General features: G+C 60.2%; 17 protein-coding genes. 11 read left to right on the top strand and 6 right to left on the bottom strand.

Annotated elements, in window-relative coordinates; genetic code table 11:
- Positions 1–64: 64 nt before the first annotated feature.
- Positions 65–1,222 (bottom strand): NAD(P)/FAD-dependent oxidoreductase, encoded by a 1,158-nt coding sequence (locus ACP2AU_RS08060; protein WP_426375598.1) that lies wholly within the window; start codon positions 1,220–1,222, stop codon positions 65–67.
- A gap of 15 nt (positions 1,223–1,237) precedes the next feature.
- Positions 1,238–1,405 (bottom strand): rubredoxin, encoded by a 168-nt coding sequence (locus ACP2AU_RS08055; protein WP_426375597.1) that lies wholly within the window; start codon positions 1,403–1,405, stop codon positions 1,238–1,240.
- A gap of 278 nt (positions 1,406–1,683) precedes the next feature.
- Between ACP2AU_RS08055 and ACP2AU_RS08050 the strand changes: the two genes are divergently transcribed.
- From ACP2AU_RS08050 to phoR, 5 genes are all read left to right on the top strand, one after another.
- Positions 1,684–2,241, top strand: coding sequence for a hypoxanthine-guanine phosphoribosyltransferase (locus tag ACP2AU_RS08050; protein WP_426375596.1), 558 nt, complete (start codon positions 1,684–1,686; stop codon positions 2,239–2,241).
- A complete protein-coding gene (locus ACP2AU_RS08045; protein ID WP_426375595.1) occupies positions 2,222–2,788 on the top strand; it encodes a chorismate--pyruvate lyase family protein in 567 nt (188 codons plus the stop codon). The genes ACP2AU_RS08050 and ACP2AU_RS08045 overlap by 20 nt, the downstream gene beginning before the upstream one ends.
- 66 nt (positions 2,789–2,854) lie before the next feature.
- The gene (ubiA, locus tag ACP2AU_RS08040; RefSeq protein WP_426375594.1) at positions 2,855–3,739 is read left to right on the top strand and encodes a 4-hydroxybenzoate octaprenyltransferase; all 885 of its coding nucleotides are present in this window, start codon (positions 2,855–2,857) and stop codon (positions 3,737–3,739) included.
- 120 nt (positions 3,740–3,859) lie between these two features.
- Positions 3,860–4,552 (top strand): phosphate regulon transcriptional regulator PhoB, encoded by a 693-nt coding sequence (phoB, locus tag ACP2AU_RS08035; protein ID WP_426375593.1) that lies wholly within the window; start codon positions 3,860–3,862, stop codon positions 4,550–4,552.
- 87 nt (positions 4,553–4,639) lie between these two features.
- Positions 4,640–5,962 carry a phosphate regulon sensor histidine kinase PhoR gene (phoR, locus tag ACP2AU_RS08030; RefSeq protein WP_426375592.1) on the top strand — a complete coding sequence of 441 codons (1,323 nt, stop codon included), beginning with the start codon at positions 4,640–4,642 and terminating at the stop codon, positions 5,960–5,962.
- An 11-nt stretch (positions 5,963–5,973) separates the two neighbouring features.
- Here phoR and ACP2AU_RS08025 read toward each other — a convergent pair whose 3' ends face one another.
- A complete protein-coding gene (locus ACP2AU_RS08025) occupies positions 5,974–6,864 on the bottom strand; it encodes a response regulator (RefSeq protein WP_426375591.1) in 891 nt (296 codons plus the stop codon).
- Positions 6,865–7,079: 215 nt separating this feature from the next.
- Here ACP2AU_RS08025 and ACP2AU_RS08020 point away from each other — a divergent pair, with 215 nt between their 5' ends.
- From ACP2AU_RS08020 to ACP2AU_RS08005, 4 genes are all read left to right on the top strand, one after another.
- Complete coding sequence (locus ACP2AU_RS08020; protein WP_426375590.1) at positions 7,080–8,309, top strand: lytic murein transglycosylase; 1,230 nt, start codon at positions 7,080–7,082, stop codon at positions 8,307–8,309.
- 153 nt (positions 8,310–8,462) lie between these two features.
- Positions 8,463–9,200 carry a THxN family PEP-CTERM protein gene (locus ACP2AU_RS08015; protein WP_426375589.1) on the top strand — a complete coding sequence of 246 codons (738 nt, stop codon included), beginning with the start codon at positions 8,463–8,465 and terminating at the stop codon, positions 9,198–9,200.
- A gap of 121 nt (positions 9,201–9,321) precedes the next feature.
- Complete coding sequence (locus ACP2AU_RS08010; protein ID WP_426375588.1) at positions 9,322–10,350, top strand: metal-dependent hydrolase; 1,029 nt, start codon at positions 9,322–9,324, stop codon at positions 10,348–10,350.
- Positions 10,350–11,045 carry a pseudouridine synthase gene (locus tag ACP2AU_RS08005; RefSeq protein ID WP_426375587.1) on the top strand — a complete coding sequence of 232 codons (696 nt, stop codon included), beginning with the start codon at positions 10,350–10,352 and terminating at the stop codon, positions 11,043–11,045. Before ACP2AU_RS08010 ends, ACP2AU_RS08005 begins: the two co-directional genes overlap by 1 nt.
- A gap of 8 nt (positions 11,046–11,053) precedes the next feature.
- On the opposite strand, the gene ACP2AU_RS08000 is transcribed toward ACP2AU_RS08005, so the two are convergent.
- Positions 11,054–11,533, bottom strand: a complete 480-nt coding sequence (locus ACP2AU_RS08000; RefSeq protein WP_426375586.1) for an asparaginase domain-containing protein — start codon at positions 11,531–11,533, stop codon at positions 11,054–11,056.
- Positions 11,534–11,548: 15 nt separating this feature from the next.
- Entirely contained in the window at positions 11,549–12,475 is a 927-nt protein-coding gene (gene pbpG / locus ACP2AU_RS07995) for a D-alanyl-D-alanine endopeptidase (protein WP_426375585.1), read from the bottom strand.
- A 227-nt stretch (positions 12,476–12,702) separates the two neighbouring features.
- Here pbpG and ACP2AU_RS07990 point away from each other — a divergent pair, with 227 nt between their 5' ends.
- Positions 12,703–15,330 (top strand): EAL domain-containing protein, encoded by a 2,628-nt coding sequence (locus ACP2AU_RS07990; RefSeq protein ID WP_426375584.1) that lies wholly within the window; start codon positions 12,703–12,705, stop codon positions 15,328–15,330.
- A gap of 130 nt (positions 15,331–15,460) precedes the next feature.
- Complete coding sequence (locus ACP2AU_RS07985; RefSeq protein ID WP_426375583.1) at positions 15,461–17,881, top strand: xylulose 5-phosphate 3-epimerase; 2,421 nt, start codon at positions 15,461–15,463, stop codon at positions 17,879–17,881.
- On the opposite strand, the gene ACP2AU_RS07980 is transcribed toward ACP2AU_RS07985, so the two are convergent.
- Entirely contained in the window at positions 17,862–20,594 is a 2,733-nt protein-coding gene (locus tag ACP2AU_RS07980; protein WP_426375611.1) for a cation-translocating P-type ATPase, read from the bottom strand. The genes ACP2AU_RS07985 and ACP2AU_RS07980 overlap by 20 nt on opposite strands.
- Between the last annotated feature and the right edge of the window lie 23 nt (positions 20,595–20,617).

Raw genomic sequence — 20,617 nt, 5'->3', positions numbered from 1 at the left:
AAAGCGCCAGAGCGCGAAAGGAGCGCTGCCAACCGGGACGCTCCGGCCGGCAGCCAACAACGGGTCAATCGTTGTGAATGGGCGGAACCTCGCGCGCCAACGTCTGCTTTTCCACCGCAAACCGGCCGGTCACAGCAAACCCGAGGGTGTCACCCGAAGGATGACGGAACGTTGCTTTCACATCCGAGCCCTCCTGTTCAACCAGCCACTCCCCTTCGGCATCCGCAGCGGGCGGACAAACGGCGGTGGGGCAGCACGGTGTTTTGACCATTACCGGCATGGCACCATAGGACACTTCCATGCGCTCGCCCGCAAGGGTTTTTGCCAGCGCCCGGGCGCACGCCATCAAGGGAAGCACATACAACAGCACCCTGCCATCCACCTCGGCACAGTCGCCAAGGGCATAAACATCCGGCGCAGAAGTCTCCAGCGCCCGATTCACCCGGATTCCGAGGCCAGTATCAAGGCCCGCACCGGCGGCCAGCTCCGTGCGCGGTCGCAGCCCCACCGCCGACACCACCAGATCTGCCGGCAGCCGGTCTCCATTGGCCAGGAACACCTCGACGCCATCGCCCCGGTGCTCCACCCGCTCAACCACCGTCCCGAGATGGAAATTCACACCCAACGCTTCCAGCTCTGACTGCACCGCATCCGCGGCTGCCCTGGGCAACAAACTGGGCATCAGGGCCGTATCGGGCGCAATCACGTCAACCTCGTAGCCGCCATTGCGAAGATCGTTGGCAAATTCACACCCAATCAGGCCCGCGCCCATGACGGCAACCCGCTTGCCGCCCGAGAGCGCCTTGCGAAAAGCACGGTAATCCATCAAATCGTTGATCGAAAACACCCGATCCAGGCCATCACCGGCCAAACTCAGGCGAATAACATCCGCCCCCCAGGCCAAAACCAGCTTGCGGTATGGCAGGCGCTGGTCACCCAGCCTGAGTTCACGGGCATCAGCATCAATGCCGGTTACCGTGGACCAGGGGCGGATTTCAACACCCAGCTGCTCAGCCATGGCTTCAGGGTCGGCCTGCGCCAGACCCTCTGCATCCTTGTCTTTGGTAAAACCGGTCGACAACATGGGCTTGGAGTAGCTGACGCCGTCGTCCGCAGTCACCATGATGACCGGTGTTTCTTTGTCCAGTTTGCGAAACTCCCGCACCAGCGAGTAGCCTGACAAGCCGGTGCCAACGATCACAATCGGTGTCTGCTCGGTCATGGTTGCGCTCCGCCCTTAGCCGATTTCAATCATTTCGAAATCTTCTTTACCCACACCGCAATCCGGGCACACCCAATCCTCCGGGACATCTTCCCACTGGGTTCCGGGTTCAATACCATCCTCGGGCCAGCCCTCAGCCTCGTCGTAAATCAGACCACACACCACACACTGCCACTTCTTCATCGAACGCTCCCACTGTTAAACTTGCCAAGATATTATTGTCGGACAATACTGCAATCAAGACCAATGATCACAAAATGCGACCGGGTTCCAGGCGATTGTCCCGTTGATTGACTGACATGATAACCGCGACACGAGCCCTTACCAATGCCAGCTCCGACATCGGGCCACGGGGTTTTCTGCCAATAGCCATAATTACAGACATCGCATTGCCGCCTCGCCTCTCCCTTCGACCGCCGCACTTCGGTATAATCCGCGGTTTTGGACAGGACCCGATCGTTATGACCGATACCGTCGCTGAAATGAACCAGGTCATGGCAGAAGCAGACTGCCTGGTCTCGGAAGAACAGGTGAATGCCGCCATTGACATTATGGCCAGCGCCATCACCGATCGCCTTAAAGACCGCAACCCGCTGTTGTTCTGCGTCATGAACGGCGGCCTGATTCTGACCGGTCAGTTGCTGCCAAGGCTGAAATTCCCGATCCAGGCAGAGTATCTCCACGCCACGCGCTATCGCCAGGAAACCACCGGCGGCATTCTGGAGTGGAAACTGCAGCCGGAATCCGACATTAAAGGCCGCACCGTACTGATTGTCGACGACATTCTGGACGAAGGTACGACGCTCTGTGCAATCGCGGATTACTGTCTGGCCCACGGTGCCAGTGAAGTCCTGACGGCGGTACTGGTCGACAAGGACCACGATCGCAAGGCCCGCCGGGATCTGAAAGCAGACTTTACCGGCCTCTCGGTCGAAGACCGCTTTCTGTTCGGCTATGGCATGGACTACAAAGGTTATTGGCGCAACGCCCCGGGAATCTATGCCGTTAAAGGACTGTGATCGGCTGACAGGCCCCGGCATCCCTCCGACACTCTGGTACCAGTCGCTGTCCGCGGCCGGTTTGCACTGCCCCGAGGCCCATGGTGCCGCCCGGTACTGGCTGACAGTGGAGGGCTCGTTTACCCGGGCGCTGCAGCATATATGCCGCGAACACTTCCAGGTTGACGTCGTACGGGAAGGGTTTGCCGCCCCCGCTCCGGAAGAAGCGCGCCGGCTGGGCCTGCCCGCCAGGCAGCTTGCCTGGATCCGGGAGGTTCGCCTGTGCGGCGACGGCCAGCCCTGGGTGCTGGCCCGCACGGTTATTCCTCAGAGCTGCCTGCGTGGCCAGGGCCGGCGGCTGCGCAATCTTGGCAATAAACCCCTGGGCGCCTATCTGTTCAGCAGCTCCGAATGGCAACGCGGCCCCCTGGAAACGGGGCTGTGCAAATCCCGGGATGCGAGCGCACCCCGGCTGGCCCGAAGATCCCTGTTCTACCGGAGCGGCTGCGCCCTGATGGTCGGTGAATATCTGTTGCCCCGGCTTTATCAATCCACCAACCGGGGTTAACCCCGCCCGCTGCCACTGGCTATAATCGGAGCACTGCCAACCCTCTACCCGTGGACACCGGATTCTATGTTGCAGAACGCCCTGCCTGATCACGTTCATACCCGCCTGGCCGATTACGCGCAGCTGCTGCGAATCGACCGGCCGATCGGAACCCTCTTACTCCTGTGGCCCACTTACTGGTCTCTCTGGCTGGCAGCGGAGGGTGCGCCCTCACTTGCCAATCTGGTAATTTTTACCCTCGGGGTCTTTTTCATGCGGGCTGCCGGCTGCGCCATTAACGATTTTGCCGACCGGGACTGGGACCGGCACGTCGAACGCACCAAGGACCGCCCGCTGACAACAGGCCGCGTGCGCGCCTGGGAGGCCGTTGCTCTGTTTGTCGGGCTGTGTCTGGTCTCTTTTCTGATGGTCGTGTTTTTCACTAACTCACTGACCCTTTATCTGTCCTTCGGTGGCGCACTGCTGGCTTTTATCTACCCGTTCATGAAACGTTACACCCATCTGCCCCAGCTGTTTCTCGGTGCCGCATTCTCCTGGGCCATTCCCATGGCCTGGGCGGCGGAAGCAAACCAGCTCAGCCAGATTACCTGGCTGCTGTTTACCGCCAATCTGCTCTGGACCGTCACCTACGACACGCTCTACGCCATGGTTGACCGGGATGACGACCTGAAAATCGGCATCAAGTCCACCGCCATTCTGTTTGGCGACGCAGACCGGGCCATCATTGGCGTTCTGCAGGCTCTGGTGGTGCTGATTCTGGTCATCGTGGGCCAGCGCGCCGAACTCGGCTCGCCTTACTACCTGGGTGTCGTGGCCATGGCCACACTCTTTGTCTACCACCAGTATCTGGCACGGGAGCGCACCAGAAGCGGCTGTTTCAAGGCATTCCTGAACAACAACTGGGCCGGTTTCGCGGTTTTTATCGGCCTGGCACTGGACCTCGCGCTCTGACCTGCCTCCGGTGTCATATACTTGTAATGAAGACGCGGTGTAATGGCCCGGCAACATTACAGGGAGTGTAACCAGACCGTCGATCGGAGAGCTCCCGAAGTCTGATACAGGTTGATGTCTATGAGTGGAAAAACTGTCCTGATCGTTGATGACGAAGCACCGATCCGCGAAATGATTGCCGTCGCGCTTGAGATGGCGGACTACGACTATCTTGAGGCTGAAGACGCCCGGGAGGCCCACGCCCTGATCGTCGACAAACACCCCGATCTGGTCTTGCTGGACTGGATGCTGCCGGGTACCAGCGGCGTTGAGTTGGCGCGCCGGCTAAAGAAAGATGAGGCCACGGCAGACATTCCCATCATCATGCTCACCGCCAAGGTAGAAGAAGACAACAAAATCCAGGGCCTGGAAGTCGGTGCCGACGACTACATCACCAAGCCTTTCAGCCCCCGTGAGCTGGTGGCCCGGCTGAAAGCCGTGCTCCGGCGGGCCACACCACCAGGCGTTGACAGCCCAATTGAAGTGGATGGCCTGACACTGGACCCGGTCGGGCATCGGGTAACAACAGCCAGCGGCGCCATCACCATGGGCCCCACCGAGTACCGCTTGCTGCAATTTTTCATGACCCACCAGGAGCGGGTGTATACCCGCTCCCAATTGCTGGATCAGGTCTGGGGCGGCAACGTGTACGTAGAGGAACGTACCGTCGACGTGCATATTCGGCGTTTGCGCAAAGCACTGGGTGACCGCTACGATCACCTGATTCAAACGGTACGGGGTACGGGCTACCGTTTTTCTACCCGGGCCGCCTGATGTCCTTCACTGGGCGCGGCGTCCGGAGAGTCGCAACGCCCGGTACCAGGGACTTCAACACCAGCAAGACAAACAAGGCAGTAGCGGATGCAACATAGCTGGTCCCGTTACCTCAGACTGATCATTACCGCCCTCGCCGGCGCCACTCTGGCCGGCCTTTACGTTGGCGAGCCGGTGTACGGCCTGCTGGCCGGCCTGGTCGCCTATCTCTGGTGGACGCTGCTGCAGGCACGCCGCCTGTACCAATGGTTGGGAAACCCCGGGGCTTCAGACGAGGCACCGCAAAGTGTGGGAATGTGGGGCGACATTTTCGACAGCCTGCACAAACTCAACCAGAATCACCTGTTGGCCCAGGACCGGCTTCGTGCCCGCATCAACCGGGTACAGGAATCCACCAACGCCATGCGCGACGGTGTGATCATGACCGACGCCCGCGGCGCCATGGAGTGGTGGAACGGCTCGGCCGAATACCTGCTGGGCTTTCGCCGCAGCACCGATCGCGGGCAATTTATTCACAACCTGATCCGCACACCGGCGTTCAAAGCCTATTTTGATGCCCGGGATTACCGCGAGCCTCTGGAACTCAATTCACCGGCCAAACCGCACATCCACCTGCAGATCCAGATCAGTCTGTTCGGGGACGACGACCGGCTGATTGTCGCCAAGGATGTCACACGGCTGTACCAGCTCGAACAAATGCGGCGGGACTTCGTGGGTAACGTCTCGCACGAGATGCGAACGCCATTAACGGTGATCAGTGGCTATCTGGAAACACTCGTTGACCATAGTGACGAGCTGCCCGCCAAATGGCGACGGGCCGTCGACACGATGGCCACTCAGGCTTCCCGGATGGAAGCACTGATTACCGATCTGATACTGCTATCCCGAATCGAAACCGGCGAACACACGGTCGACGACGCCCTGACCGATGTCGACGCTCTGCTCAACCAGATCGCCCACGATGCCCGGGCGCTCAGTGGCGACAAGGGGCATCAGATCGACCTGCAGATTGGCGACCACCGCCTGCTGAAGGGTGATGAGAGCCAGCTGCGTAGCGCCTTCTCGAATCTGATATTCAACGCGGTGAAATACACGCCGGCCGGTGGTGGCATCACGGTACTCTGGAGCGCCAATCGCGATGGCGCGCATCTTTCCGTGAAAGATAGCGGCATCGGCATCGATCCGGTGCATATTCCCAGGCTAACCGAACGCTTTTATCGTGCCGACCCCAGCCGGCACAAGGACACAGGCGGCACCGGCCTGGGTCTGGCCATCGTCAAGCACGTACTGATCAATCACGATGGCAATCTGGAAATCCGCAGCAACATTGGCGAAGGCAGTGAATTCATCTGCCATTTTCCAAGGGAACGCCTGGTGGAGCGCGTACCGGATGAGCTCAACAAACGCTGAAATGCCGCCGCTCAGCGATTGGAGGCCCGAAATCTGGCGACAAACCGGGACAAGTCCTCCAGCTTCTTGGGGTCTTCGTCGACAAACCGGATGGTCACGCTGACAAAGTCGGTATCCTGCCGTTTGTCCACGGCCTGCAATTGATGCACATAGCCGTTCAGGCGCGCCATCTGGCCATCGCCCATATCGATATCCACCACCGCCTGATCCAGAATACCGGGAAACACCTGGTCGCGTTTGGCGATCACCCGCACTTCCGTCAGATTGATATCTTTCACCACCGACTTCAGGGTGCTATCAGAAAATCGTACCGATGCCATACTCATCGCCCCGCGGGCCTGGGGCTTTTTTGCCGCCGAGGTCGCGCGACCGGCACTGAGTAACGGGTTATCAGCCGCCACCGGCCCTGACGCAGGCGCTGGCGCCGGTGTTTCACGCTTCTGGGTGAGCAGTGCCGCAGATTCCTTGAACGCATCGGCCGGCCCCTCCAGCGACTTGCCGCTGCCGGCCATGGCGTCGTGCAAACGTCGGCCCATGACTTTGATGATTTTCTTGCTCAACCCCTCCGGGCTGAATGGCTTGCCCAGGTATTCCGACACACCTTCCCTGACCGCCTCAATCACATGATCCTTATCGCCTCGACTGGTGATCATAATGAATGGCACGTTCTGATAATCAGGCTGTTGCCGCATCCACTGCAACAGTTCAAGCCCCGACATTTCAGGCATCTCCCAGTCGCACAGCACCAGGTCAAAGCGGGCCCGCGACATCAAGGATTGCGCTCTTCGCCCGTTCTGGGCATCCGTGGTCTCAATCACCGGAAAGCGCTGACGCACCGTCCGTTTAACCAGGTCTCTCACAAAACTGGCATCATCAACCACCAGCGCCTTCAGTGTTGCCATAACGACATTTGCTCCGGATTCCACCAACCCTGCAACTATAGAACATCCCGGTCCGGTCGTGACCGGGGGGCTACAAAAAGACCACAAACCCGGATAAAACGCTGGCATTGGCCTCATTAAAGTCGTGACACTGTCGGTTATAGCGGTATTTTCCAACCGGAAAAACGCGCTACCATGGCAGTCCACGTTGTCACGACCCTAATGCGAGGATACCCGTGTCCAAACTGATCTTCCGGTCGACCCTGGGCCGCACCCTGGTAACGATTTCCCTGAGCACGCTGGCGCTCGTCGCCCGGGCCGATGCCGATTCCACAATGCCCTCCTTCGAGCAGTGCAAGCAGGCACTTGCCGGAAAAGCGATGGATGCCGGCGTCCGCCAATCGACCGTAGAACCGGTCATGGCCGAGGTCGTGCATCTCGACCGGGTGATCGAACTGGATCGCCGACAACCTGAATTCACCACCACCTTTGCCGACTACCTGAACCGGCGTGTTAACGACAGCCGGGTTGAAAAGGGGCGTCAGCTGCTGGAAAAACACCGTGAGCTTCTGGCTCGGGTCACTGAAGCAACCGGCGTTCCAGCGCCCTATCTGGCGGCGTTCTGGGGGCTGGAGACAAATTACGGCAGCTACTTTGGCAAAATGCAGGTGCCCAGCGCACTGGCAACGCTGGCCTGCGATGCCCGGCGCAGCAGTTTTTTCACAGAACAGTTCATTGCCGCACTTCGCATTATCGATGAGGGCGCCATACCCGCCGACAAAATGGAAGGCTCCTGGGCCGGGGCCATGGGGCACGTACAGTTCATGCCCACGGTGTTCCTGCAACACGCTGTCGATGCTGATGGCGATGGCCGCCGGGATCTCTGGAACAGCCTGCCGGATGCCATGATGTCAGCCGGCCGGTTTCTGCAATCCATGGGCTGGGACGGAGACTATCGCTGGGGCCGGGAGGTGCGGTTACCCGACAACTTCGACTTCAGCCTCGCCGACGGGAGCCGACGCCCGCTGTCGGATTGGCGTGACATGGAGATTACCGATGCCTTCGGCAAACCATTGGCGAAAGAGCCCATTGAGGCAGCGCTGATTGTCCCCAGCGGACACCAGGGGCCGGCGTTTCTGGTTTACCGCAACTTCCGGGTCATCATGGGCTGGAACCGGTCCGAGTTCTATGCGATTGCCGTTGGCCACCTGGCAGACCGAATTGCCGGGGCGGGCAAATTGCAGAACCCGCCACCGGAAGACCACCCGGCATTGTCGAGGGATCAGGTGTTGACGCTCCAGCAGGCGCTCAATGCCCGAGGCTATGCCAGTGGCGAGCCGGATGGCATCCTGGGCTCCAATACCCGCAATGCCATTCGCGCCTATCAGCAGGCCGAAGGGCTGGTGGCCGATGGCTTTCCATCATCCGAGGTTCTGTCGTCGCTGGGCGTGTACACCGGCACGTAAAAGTGTCCATGTTTTTTACACCACACCAACCTAATAATGCTATCAGCCTGTTTTTAAAGGATTAATATATTGGCACGCATTTAGCTACACATACTCGCAGAGCCCGGTCTGATTCGGGATTACCTAAAACAGCGAGCAGTAGAGGTGGCGACAATGCGTCAATGGATGAAAGGAATCGTAGCGGCGGCAACGCTTGGGTTTGCGTCGACTTCCTGGGCTTTCCCGGTCGATCTTGACACGGTGTCAGGGGCCTGGGGCACACCGACCAACGGCAGCAACGTTCAGGGCGTAGGGACTGACACGCTGCGCTGGGGCACCGGAGAGGAAACCTGCTCTGGCATCTTGTGGTGGAGGACCTGCTCAAACGGGCCGCAAAGCGGCTTCAGCTTTCAGGGCCCCGCCAGCCTGCCACAAACCATCACCTCCGATGCTGAATTTGTGTTGGGAAACTTTACACATTTCAACAACCGCATCACCGGCGACAGCATTACCGGAGTCAACCTGGATGTATTCGCGACATTCTCGACAACTGCCAGCAATGGCACGGTGACAGGGCCCTATACGTTCGAGTTTTCACACATTGAAACTCCCAACGTCCATTGCGGGCCTCTCTCATTCCTCTTTGGCTGTTCACAACGGGATGTAGACGATGTGGTGCGGCTCGATAACGTGATCGAGAGTTCCGAGTTCCAGTTCGGCTCAAGTATTTATTCATTGTCTCTGCTCGGCTTTGCCAACGGGCTGAACGAAATTACTACCGGAGAAGGCAAGGCGACCTCGGTCGACTTGCTGGCAAAGCTGAACGTTCGCTCGGTTCCCGAGCCTGGCACGCTGGCCTTGCTGGGTCTTGGCCTGGCAGGCCTGGGGCTGACCCGTCGCCGCAAGGTCTGAATGGTAATATCCCACCGGCAGCACCCCGTGCTGCCGGTTTTTCTTGCCCCTTCCCGTGATCTGAATTCCGAATCCGCGCATAATATGGGTATCGCCCAGTCACCCCAGAATGCGGGATATTATGGACTCCATTACCCAGATTGCCCTTGGCGCCTCCATTGCCGGAGCAGTTGCCGGTAAAACGCTTGGACGCTCCGCCCTGATGACCGGAGCCCTGCTCGGGACCTTACCAGACCTGGACGTTGTTATTGACTACGGCAGCGCGGTCGCCAATTTCACCCAACACCGGGGGTTCAGCCATTCCCTGTTTGTGCTGGCACCACTGGCACTCCTTATCGCCTGGGGACTATGGCGCTGGAAGCCGCAACTTTCTTACCCGCGGTGGCTGGCACTGACAGGCCTTATCCTGATCACGCATCCCCTGCTGGATGCCTTTACCACCTACGGAACCCAACTGTTCTGGCCTTTTGGACGCCCCGTAGCGATCAACAGCATTTTTATCATCGACCCGCTTTACACACTGCCGCTACTGGCCGGGTGCCTGGCCTTTCTGTATCGACCGCCGGCGGCCAAAGCTCTTGTCACCGGCCTGTTTCTGTCCAGCCTCTACCTGGGCTGGTCGGTCAGTGCCCAACAGATCATCACCGACCGGGTAAAACCGGCCCTGGCCCAGGCCGGCATGGAGCCGGCAGCCCTGTTGGTCCAACCCATGCCGTTCAATACCGTTCTATGGCGTGCGACCGCAATAAATGCAGAACACCGGGTCGAGATCGTCACCGGCTTTCTGGACACCAGCGACGAACTGGTGCTGGAGCATTTTCCGCGCCAGCCGGCGCTTGCCGAGATGGTCGCCGGATTGCCGGAGGCGCAAAGGCTGGAATGGTTCACTCGAGGCTTTCTGGACTACCAGCAACGTGGCAATCAGATAACCGCAACGGATATCCGGCTGGGCATTCCCGGTGCGCATCCTTTCACCTTCCTTCTTGCTGAAACAGAAGACGGCAGAGTTCAACCACTCATCAGTGGTCGATTACCGCGACCGGCCCTTAACCGGGCCGCACTGCCGCTATTGTGGGAACGGATGACAGGGCAGGTACCCGTGTTGTGTCTCGCCACTCTGTCCGCACCCAACCCGGGGAGCTCCTGCTGATGCGACTGGATCAATATCTGGCCAGCGCAACTGCGCTTTCCCGTAAAGATGCGAAAAAAGCGGTGTCGACTGGCCGAGTGACGGTGGAGGGAGACATCTGCCGGCAAGCCAATCGCCAGGTGGAGGCCACACAAGCGATCTATCTGGATGGCCATGCCATCGCCTTACCCGGCGACGTTTACCTGATGATGCACAAACCGGCGGGCGTTCTGAGCGCTACCCGCGACAGCAGCCAGCCCACGGCACTCGACCTGTTGCCCGGCGAGTTGGCCGGTCAGGTGCATATTGCCGGGCGCCTGGACAAGGACACCACCGGCCTGCTGCTGTTGACCAGTGACGGCCAATGGTCCCACACAGTCACCTCACCACGGAGGGAATGCCGCAAAAGTTACCGGGTCTGGCTTGCAGAGGCCATCCCTGAGGAGGCCTGCCGGGCACTCGAGCAAGGCGTCATGCTCAACGGTGAAAGCACGGCAACCAGGCCCGCCGAAGTCCATGTGCAAAGCAGCCAGGTGATCGACCTGACCATCCGCGAGGGCCGCTACCACCAGGTCAAGCGAATGCTGGCCGCTGTCGGCAACCGGGTGGAGCGTCTGCACCGATTCCGTATCGGCCCGATTGTGCTGGACGACAGCCTGGCCCCCGGCTCCTTCCGGGCGCTGACATCCGAGGAAATCCATTCGATATCCGGCTGAACGTCCGCCTAGGCCCGCTCAAATCGCTGGGCCTCGAGGTTCTTTCGCACGGAACCGGCCTCGAACACCTCTCCGTTCATGGCAATATAGACTCCCGCCGGTAGTAACGAGACCGCCGCCCAGGCAAAACCGATATTGAAGATGGCGTCGCTGCGCCGCATCCGGGCAGGCTGCATGGCACCGGTCAGCACGATGGTACGATCCGCAACCGCTTTCAGCACCTCGGCGGTTTGCGCCATGGTATCGGTACCGTGGGTAATCAGGAATCGCTCGCTAGCCGAGGCCTGCACCGCCGCCAGAATGACCTGACGATCGGCATCCGTCAGCTCCAGACTATCTTTGCGCATCAGCGACCGGATGCCATAGCCATCGTGGATATTCGATTCGGCCAGGAGTTCCGGCAACAGGCTTTCACCGATTTCAAATTGACTGTTGGCATCGAAGTAAACCTTGTCGATGGTGCCACCGGTGGTCAGTATCTCGATCATCTTTTCAACCAAACCTCACTGTGAAGACGCCCGGACAGCCTGAGACCGCTCCGCCTCTGCCGCCATCAGGGCTGCATTTTTCTCGCGCTGGTAACGCTTCGCGGCCGGGGCCACGGAGCCCGACTGACCGGTGGCGAGCCAGCGCTTGATGCGGCCGGCATCACCCATCGGCGATCGGGTTCCCAGAGAGTCCAGCAACACGGTAATCACCGCTTTGCCATTCATCTCTGACACCATCACCAGACACCGCCCCGCTTCCGACAAATACCCGGTCTTGCTGAGCTTTACGCCCCAACTGTCTCTGTGTACCAGTGCATTGGTATTGCCAAAGGACAGGCTATACCGTGGCTGGCGAAACTCGGCCCGGTAATAACCGGTCGTCGATGCGTTGCGAATTTCCGGATGCCGGAGCGCGGCACGGGCCAGAATCACCAGATCCGCAGCCGTGGAAACGTTACCGGCGGACAGCCCGGTGGGATCGACGAAGCGGGTCTGCGCCATGCCCAGGGCTTTGGCCCTGGCGTTCATGTCCGCCACAAAGCCCTCGAAGCCATCAGGGTGTGAGCGCGCCAGAGTGTAGGCTGCAAAGTTTTCGGACGACATCAGGGCAATCCGCAGTGCGTCCCTGCGACGAAGCTGGGAGCCCACCCGAATCCGGGTCCAGGCATTTGCGGCAGCTTCCACGTGCCGTTCCTCGAAAGTCAGCCATTCGTCCATGTCCTGGCCAGACTCGACCACCACCAGCGCCGTCATCAGTTTAGTGATCGACGCCACCGGTACCGGCCGGTGGGCATTCTTTTCGAATAACAGCCCCTCCTTGCCGACTTCGGCGGCGGCCGCCTGCACCGATGCCAGTGACAGCCCGTCTTCCGCAGCCGCGGAACTCGGGCCGGCTATCACCAGAAGACAAATCATAACGCTGACAAGGAAAGAATAACGCATGGGGGCCTACCTGCTGCTGACACCATCAATGAGTAACAATCGTTTGCGCGCACTATATCAGCGCCTTCGGGCCGTGCGCAGGTCTCATTTTCAATCATGCGTTTTAAACAGCAAATGCAAAATTCTATAAACTGCTGTAAAATCTATGTAAATCAGATCGTTACATCTCTTAAACTTTTGTTTCAGAAGTGTAACAACGTCGCTTTCCGATTCAGGATACGTTCAGGATGGACCCTTCACTGCCCGGCCAGCCCGTTTCAAAGACCGACCCCGCAGGCCGCCTGCCTGTCTGGCTGCAGCACTCCTTTCCGTTCGTCATTCTGGTCTTTGCCTTGCTTTACGGGCTGGCGACCACGTTCTGGCAGGAACAGCCCACACGCCAGGCCTTTCCTGCCGTGTCCACATTCTCCGGAACCGCGCCCGGCATCACCGGGCGGGCCGAATACCGGCTTCAGCCGCTGGACACCGTTCTGTCTGAGAAACGCTGGCAAGCCAACGACTGGCTCAGCGTCGATACCCGATTTTCCGGCATTGGCTATCCTTACAAGAGCGTGACGTTCCGGCTGGAACTCGAAAACCCGCGAGCCCAGACGGTGGCCAGCCAGCTGACCGTGCCGGCGCCCTATCTCGACCACCTGAAACCCGCGTTGATTCATCCTGACGGCCGGGTCGAACGCTTACCGGCCATGGGCGACCGGTACCCTTTCGAACAGCGCTATCTTGCGCTGCCGCAATGGATCTGGCCGGTTACGCTGCAACCCGGCACCACCATCCTGCTGATGGAAGTGCGAAATCACGGCCCCGTCATGTTGCCGGCCACCCTGTCGGACAGCACCGAGGCCCTGGGCAAAGGCACCGCCATCACCGCATGGAAATCGTTTATTACCGGTCTGCTGGTGTTTGCCCTGTTACTGAATCTGATCATGGTGGCCAAGTTACGCCGCCCGGGACTGGCCTGGTTAAGCGTGTTGATGATCAGTGTGATCTACAGCCAACTGGTCATGGATGGTCTTGGTCTTTGGCTGCTCTGGCCGGCACTGCCGGAACTCAACGCGTTGCTTAACATCAGTCTGCCACTGTGCCTGATTGCCTTGTGTGAATTTACGCCGCATTTCCTGCGGGTGGAGAGAGTAGAGGCACGGCTGCTAAGGGGGTTCAGTTTACTGGCAACGCTGCATCTGCTGGCCGCCCCTCTGGACCTTCACCTGTTCGGACAGCAAGCTTTTCTGATCACCAGCGCTACAGGCGGGCTGTTTATCCTGGTGCTCAATCTGCGAAAATTCAGCAATCATGTGTATGCCCGCTACTATGCGCTCTCTGTTCTGGCAATTCTGCTCGGCGCCGTGGTTTCGTCCCTCCGAACCGTCGGCTGGCTGCCGGTCAACGTGATGACCGACTCGGCATTTTTCCTTGGCGCAGCGGCCGGTTCCCTGATCCTCACCAGCGGGGTCAGCAAACTGCTGCTGAACGAGCGCAGAAAGCGGATGAGTTCTGACATCCAGGTGCGCAAAGAACAGAACCTTCGAGCCAGTATCGAGCGCGATTACGATCGCCTGCTGAAAACCCACCGGGTTACCGGCAAGCCCAACCGCCCCATGCTTGAGGACACCCTCGGCGCCGTGGATTGCCATCAAACCCCCTATACCCTGTGTATGATTCGTTTGGCCCGGTTCAACGAAGTGGAACAGGCACTGGGATATCGCGCAGCCGAAGAGCTTTTGAAACAGTACCTCAGGCACCTCAACCGGTTTCTGAAAAAAAACCTGGGCGACCAGCTGATTATGATTAATGGCTACGGTATCGCCACGCTGGACACCGTGAACCACGCTTTCGCGTTGCTTCGTGATCCCGATGAAAATCAGGAGCGGGAGCGCCTGCTCACCATCAACCGCTGGTTATCCGAAAGCTTCCGTGAAGGCCGTTTTTCGTTCTCCTGGGCCCCGTCTGTTGGTGTCGCCAACGCCCCCGAACATGGCACGGAAACAGCCGATGTACTGGCCTGTGCCGGATTCGCGTCACTGGATGAAAGTATGCCTCTGGTAATATATGACCCGTCCATCGCCGAATGGCAGTACCGCCAGCAGATACTGATGCTGGACGTGGAACAGGCATTGCAATCCGATGAAATGTGGCTGGAATATCAGCCCAAGGTCCACATCCGCGATGGCCGTGTTGGCTCGGTCGAAGCCTTGATCCGATGGCAACACCCCGAGTTCGGCCGGGTAGCGCCGGGGCAATGGATACCACTGGCTGAAGAAGTGGGCATTATTCATACCGTCACACTCTGGGTGCTCGAGCGAGCCTGCCAAGACAGCCACCGGTTGTATGCGGAATACGGACACACGGTTTGTGTTGCCGTGAATATTTCGGCCATGGACCTGGCGCACCGTCTGTTCGCCGAGGAGGCCGGGGCCATCGTCCGCCGCCATAAGCTGGAACCCTCTGATATCTGCCTGGAAATCACCGAAACCGCGATGATGACCGATCCGGAAACGGCCCGCGCCACTATCCGCACGCTCAGTGCCATGGGGTTCCGCATTGCCCTGGATGATTTCGGCTCTGGTCACTCGTCACTGGGCGCGCTCGCGCAGTTCACACTGGACGAATTGAAAATTGACCGGAGCTTTCTGGACGGCGTTCTGGATTATCCCTCCCGCCAGAACGTTCTGCGGGCCACGCTGGAGATCGGCATCGCCCTTGACCTGGAGGTTGTGGTCGAAGGCGTTGAAGATCAAGCCGTTGCCCTCTGGCTGCACCAGTTCCCGGGGTTGCAGGGGCAGGGCTATTACTGGGGCCGCCCGTTCAGGCTGGACCAGAGCCAGCGGCAATGGCCCCGAGATGAGGTGTATACCTAAACGAACCCAGGCCCAAAAACCTCTCATCCGCAACGCCGGAAAAAGATGCAAATCCGACTGACCTGCATCAAGGGGGATCCTGCCGGTACGTTTTACACTCTTTTAACACTCATCTGCCATGGAGGCCGTCATGTCATCGCCCAAAGAATCAGCTCCGGCGCCCAGCCAGGCAACGCCAGGTTCCGCCTTTGAGTGCTGGCAACAGGGCTATGGCGTTATCCGGCACTCCGAACAGACCTCGGCCCGTGTCCGGGAGCTGGCCGGCAAACTGGTACAGTCCGGACACCAGCCCGACGAAGACTCGGTTTACCAGAAGCTCATTGCCCTGGACCGCCTGACCAGCGCCGGCCTCTGGCTGGTCGTGCACATGACCTACTGCAACCGCGTGGATATCGCGGGCGCCCCGCTGACCGGCCAGGATTTCAAGGCATCGCCCGAGGGCCATACGGGCGGCGCCCTCAACATGGTGCCAGCTTACTCAGCCTACCTTGCGCTCAATAATCTTACCGGAAACACCCGCAGCTGGCTGATGGGCCAAGGGCACTGTGTCGCCGCCGTGGATGCCCTGAATGTGCTGACCGGCAACCTGCACCCGGAACAACGCGCGCGCTATCAGGCAGCGGAAGGGCTATCGAGACTGGCCAGCGATTTCTACAGTTATCGCCAGACACCGGAAGGCCGTATGGCGGCTCCCCTGGGCAGCCATGTGAACCCCCATACCGCCGGCGGTATTATCGAAGGCGGCTATCTCGGCTTTGCCGAGCTGCAATACGCGCATATGCCCTTGCCGGGCGAGTCGCTGGTGGCCTTTCTGTCCGATGGCGCAGCAGAAGAGCAGCGTGGCAGTGACTGGGTTCCCCGCTGGTGGCGTGCCGACGACTGCGGGCTGGTACTGCCGGTGATGATCGCGAACGGTCGCCGCATCGAGCAACGCACCGAGCTGGGCACTCGCGAAGGCCTGGAACGATTTGAAGACCACCTGCAGCACCGCGGTTTTGATCCGCGTCGCTTTGACGGTCGCGATCCCGCCGCCTTTGTTTGTGCGCTCTACGACATGGAAGAGGCCCTCGCCGCCCGGGGTGCAGCCGCACAACGGGGCGAAACCGCCTACCCGGTTCGCATCCCCTACGGCATAGCCGAGACGGTTAAGGGCTTCGGCTTCTTCGGTGCCGGTAAAAATACGGCGCACAACCTGCCACTGCCGGGCAACCCACGCCTGGATGCGCGCTCGCGGGAGCTGTTCAATGAACACGCGGCCCGGCTCTGGGTTCAACCCCAGGAACTGCACCTGGCCGTGTCAAAGCTCAACGAGCACGACCAGCAGGGCCGCCCTCTGGAGCGGGATCACCCGCTGGCGCAGCGACAGCCCGCCGAGCCGTTGATGCCAGTGCTGCCCTGGGGCCAGAACCCGTGCTCACCGATGACCGCAGTTGATGAATTCTTCCGGGCGCTGGTAGCGGACAACCCGACTCTCCGGGCACGGGTCGGAAACCCCGACGAACTGGCGAGTAATCGCCTCAAAGGCGTGCTCGACAGCCTCAAACACCGGGTAAATGATCCGGAAAACGACTCGGAATCGGTCCACGGCAAAATTATCACGGCCCTGAACGAAGAGGCGGTGGTGTCCGCCTGCCTGGCCAACAAAGCGGGCCTGAATCTGGTTGCAAGCTATGAGGCCTTTTGCGTCAAAATGCTGGGCGCCGTTCGCCAGGAACTGATCTTCGCGCGCCACCAGAAAGACGTGGGCCGGCCGCCCCGGTGGCTGGGATTCCCGGTAATTGCCACCTCCCATACCTGGGAAAACGGCAAAAACGAACAATCCCACCAGGACACCAGCTTCTGTGAGGCCATGCTGGGCGAAATGAGTGATGTCTCACGGGTTCTCTTTCCGGCCGATTACAACAGCACCCTGGCGGTGATGCCATCCATATACCGGGAGCGGGGGCGCATCAGCTGTCTGGTGATCCCCAAACGGGAGCGCCCCTGCGTTTTTAACGCCAGCGAGGCCGAGACCCTGGCACGACACGGTGCGCTGGTGGTCGACGAGGATACGTCTGCCGGCGAAGAACCCCTCTTGCTGATTGCCAATGGGGCCTATCAGCTTTCCGAGGCCATCAGGGCCTGCGAGCGCCTGCGGGAAACCGGAACGCCCTTCCGGCTGGTCTACCTGCAGGAGCCGGGGCGGTTCCGCCAGCCCAGAGACCCAATGGAAGCTGCCTCCTGCCTGACCGAGTTCGAACGGGAGCGGCTCTTCCCTCACCGGATGCACCGGCGCGTTGCCCTCACGCATATGCGCCCGGAAGTGTTCCGCGGGCATCTGCATACTCTGTTCCCCCAGCCCGTTCATTCCCGGGTACTGGGTTACATCAATCGCGGCGGCACCCTGAACGAGGCGGGTATGCTGTTTGCCAACCGCTGCTCCTGGGGTCATACGCTGGCCGCCTGTGCCCAGGTACTGGATAAACCGCCCGGGGAATGGCTCTCCAGCGCCGAACTGGCCGCAGTGGAGGGCCGGGGCGACCCGAGCGTGATTACCCGCGGGCTGTCCTGAGCCGGTTTCGAAGCGCGGTTTCCAGTTCGAGTATCACCAGCACCAGGACCCCGGCCGAAACCGCGAACCCAAGGTGCTCCAGGCTCAGGGCGGCGGTGGCAAAAGTCTGCTGAAACCAGGGTAGATAGGTGAAAAGCAGCTGCAAACCCACCACGGCCACGATCGCCACCAGGACCACCGGCGTGCCCAGCACGCCGCGCAGCGTGATGGAGGCGCTGTCGAGATATCGCACGGCGAACAAATAGAAAACCTCCATCGCCACCAGGGTATTCACCGCCAGGGTGCTGGCCAGCACCGGGTCCTGATGGCGACCCATCACCCAGAACCAGGCGGCAAAGATACCGGCCAGGAACAGCAGTGACACAAACGCCACGCGCCATATAACAAAGCCCTGCAACAAGGATTCCTCCCGCGGGCGCGGGGGCTGTTGCATAACCCCGGGCTCGGGCGGCTCAAACGCCAGAGTCATCGCCAGCAGCACCGAACTGACCATGTTGACCCAGAGAATCTGCAGTGCAGAAATCGGCAAGGCCAGCCCCAGCAGCAAGGCGGTGATCAGACTGACCGATTCACCGCCGTTGATCGGCAACATAAAGGCAATACCCTTGCGCAGATTGGCGTAGACCGTGCGACCTTCCCGAACCGCAGCGGCGATGCTGGCGAAGTTATCGTCCAGCAGGACCACGGATGAAGCCTGCCGCGCGGCTTCCGAACCTTTGACGCCCATCGCAATGCCAACGTCCGCTCGCTTGAGTGCCGGCGCATCGTTAACGCCATCGCCGGTCATGGCGACCACGCCGTGCCTGGCCTGTAGCGCTTTTACCAGGCGCAGCTTATGCTCCGGGCTGGTGCGGGCAAAGACATCGACCTCACCAGCCAGGTCCCGGAGCCGGGCCTCGTCCAGTTCATCCAGTTCTTTACCGGTCAGCACCCTGTCGGTATTGCGCAGGCCCAGTTTGCGGGCGATCGCACCAGCCGTGAGGGCATGGTCCCCGGTAATCATCTTGACCCGAATGCCGGCATCGTGACACTCCTGAATCGCCCGAATGGCCTCTTGCCTCGGCGGGTCCAGCAATCCAACCACACCCAGCAGTTCAGCACCCTGCTCCAGCTCTTCTACCACCAGTTCCCGGCTGCCTTTGACCATGGGTCGGCGTGCAAGCGCCAGCACCCGCAAGCCCTCTGCGGCCATGTCCGCAATTACCCGGCCCCAGTAGTCCGCATCCACCGGCTCGCACTCGCCGCTGGCCGACACCTGCTGCTGGCACATGGCGAGAATCCGCTCCGGGGCGCCCTTGAGGTAGGCAATACCGTGGCCGTGGTGATCATGATGCAAGGTCGCCATAAAGCGGTTGCGGGTATCGAAGGGAACCTCATCCACCCTCGGCCAGGCGGAAGCACTGGTTACCAGATCAAATTCTGCCTTGCCGGCAAACACTTTCAGCGCCGCCTCCATCGGGTCGCCCTGAATCGTCGTGCTCCCGTCACTCGAACGGATACTGGCGTCATTGCATAGAGCCGCGGCGCGCGCCAGCTCAATCAAACCGGGTTGGCTGACGATCGGCTCACCCTGGCAACAAACCCTGCCATCAGGACGGTATCCCTCCCCCGTCACCTCATAGCGTTGCCCGCCGGCGACTACAGCAGTCACCATCATCTCGTTGCGGGTCAGTGTGCCGGTCTTGTCCGAGCAGATCACCGAGACTGCACCCAGGGTTTCAATCACCGGCATACGGCGGACCACTGCCTGCCGTCGGGCCATCTGGCGCACACCGATGGCCAGGGTAATGGTAAGAATGGCTGGCAGACCTTCCGGAATCGCCGCCACCGTCAGGCCGACAACGGCCATGAACAGTTCCCGGAACGCCAGACCACTGAAAGCCAGACCACCGAAAAAGATGAGAACGCCGGTGACAATGACAATCAGCGACAGCACTCGCGCAAACCGGTCCATCTGCTCCAGCAGAGGGGTTTTCAAACTGGTGGTATCGGCCAGCAAGCCGGAAATACGGCCAATTTCAGAATGAATGCCGGTGCGCACCACCACGCCTCGTGCGGTGCCGGTGGCAACCATGGTTCCGGAGAAGGCCATGCACGTTTGGTCACCCAGCGCCGATAGCTCAGCCACGGCATCCGAAGATTTATCCACCGCCTCAGACTCGCCGGTCAGAATGGCTTCCTCGATCTTGAGATTATTGGTTTTCTCAAGACGAATATCCGCCGGGACCCGGTCTCCGGCCTCCAGCAACACGGTATCACCCGGCACCAATTCACCCGCATCCACCTGCTGCTGGCCATCGGAGCGTATGACCCGGGCACGGGGTGCGAGCATATGGCGAATCGCGGAAAGCGCCTGCTCGGCCCGCCCCTCCTGAATAAAGCCAACCAGCGTCTGGACCACCACCACGGCCAGAATCACACCGGCATCGACCCAGTGGCCCAGAGCCCCGGTTATCGCGGCTGCCGTGAGCAACACATAGATCAGGAAATTGCGCAGCTGGCGCCCCAGGCGCGCCAGAGGACCGGTCGTACGCCCCTCGGGCAATCGGTTGGCACCAAAATCCACCAACCTCGCCCGCACATCCTCTCCGGTCAACGGCTCTGGCGCCTTGATGCTCTCCCGCGCCTGATCTGCCGTTATCGTATGCCACAGATGAGGCGCTTCAGCGCCTGTAGGCGCTCGACCTGTATCCGGCTCCCTCGCTTTCGACATTGTCATGCTCCCTGCTCCATTTC

Origin of the sequence: Marinobacter sp. VGCF2001 (assembly GCF_049943275.1) — a bacterium.
GTDB lineage: Bacteria > Pseudomonadota > Gammaproteobacteria > Pseudomonadales > Oleiphilaceae > Marinobacter.
This window is presented reverse-complemented; position numbering and strand designations above follow the sequence as displayed.

Excerpts from the sequence above, each read along its gene's own strand:
- ACP2AU_RS08060 (WP_426375598.1), bottom strand. The coding sequence starts at position 1,222 with ATGACCGAGCAGACACCGATTGTGATCGTTGGCACCGGCTTGTCAGGC.
- ACP2AU_RS08055 (WP_426375597.1), bottom strand. The coding sequence starts at position 1,405 with ATGAAGAAGTGGCAGTGTGTGGTGTGTGGTCTGATTTACGACGAGGCT.
- ACP2AU_RS08050 (WP_426375596.1), top strand. The coding sequence starts at position 1,684 with ATGACCGATACCGTCGCTGAAATGAACCAGGTCATGGCAGAAGCAGAC.
- ACP2AU_RS08045 (WP_426375595.1), top strand. The coding sequence starts at position 2,222 with ATGCCGTTAAAGGACTGTGATCGGCTGACAGGCCCCGGCATCCCTCCG.
- ubiA (WP_426375594.1), top strand. The coding sequence starts at position 2,855 with ATGTTGCAGAACGCCCTGCCTGATCACGTTCATACCCGCCTGGCCGAT.
- phoB (WP_426375593.1), top strand. The coding sequence starts at position 3,860 with ATGAGTGGAAAAACTGTCCTGATCGTTGATGACGAAGCACCGATCCGC.
- phoR (WP_426375592.1), top strand. The coding sequence starts at position 4,640 with ATGCAACATAGCTGGTCCCGTTACCTCAGACTGATCATTACCGCCCTC.
- ACP2AU_RS08025 (WP_426375591.1), bottom strand. The coding sequence starts at position 6,864 with ATGGCAACACTGAAGGCGCTGGTGGTTGATGATGCCAGTTTTGTGAGA.
- ACP2AU_RS08015 (WP_426375589.1), top strand. The coding sequence starts at position 8,463 with ATGCGTCAATGGATGAAAGGAATCGTAGCGGCGGCAACGCTTGGGTTT.
- ACP2AU_RS08010 (WP_426375588.1), top strand. The coding sequence starts at position 9,322 with ATGGACTCCATTACCCAGATTGCCCTTGGCGCCTCCATTGCCGGAGCA.
- ACP2AU_RS08005 (WP_426375587.1), top strand. The coding sequence starts at position 10,350 with ATGCGACTGGATCAATATCTGGCCAGCGCAACTGCGCTTTCCCGTAAA.
- ACP2AU_RS08000 (WP_426375586.1), bottom strand. The coding sequence starts at position 11,533 with ATGATCGAGATACTGACCACCGGTGGCACCATCGACAAGGTTTACTTC.
- pbpG (WP_426375585.1), bottom strand. The coding sequence starts at position 12,475 with ATGCGTTATTCTTTCCTTGTCAGCGTTATGATTTGTCTTCTGGTGATA.
- ACP2AU_RS07990 (WP_426375584.1), top strand. The coding sequence starts at position 12,703 with ATGGACCCTTCACTGCCCGGCCAGCCCGTTTCAAAGACCGACCCCGCA.
- ACP2AU_RS07985 (WP_426375583.1), top strand. The coding sequence starts at position 15,461 with ATGTCATCGCCCAAAGAATCAGCTCCGGCGCCCAGCCAGGCAACGCCA.
- ACP2AU_RS07980 (WP_426375611.1), bottom strand. The coding sequence starts at position 20,594 with ATGTCGAAAGCGAGGGAGCCGGATACAGGTCGAGCGCCTACAGGCGCT.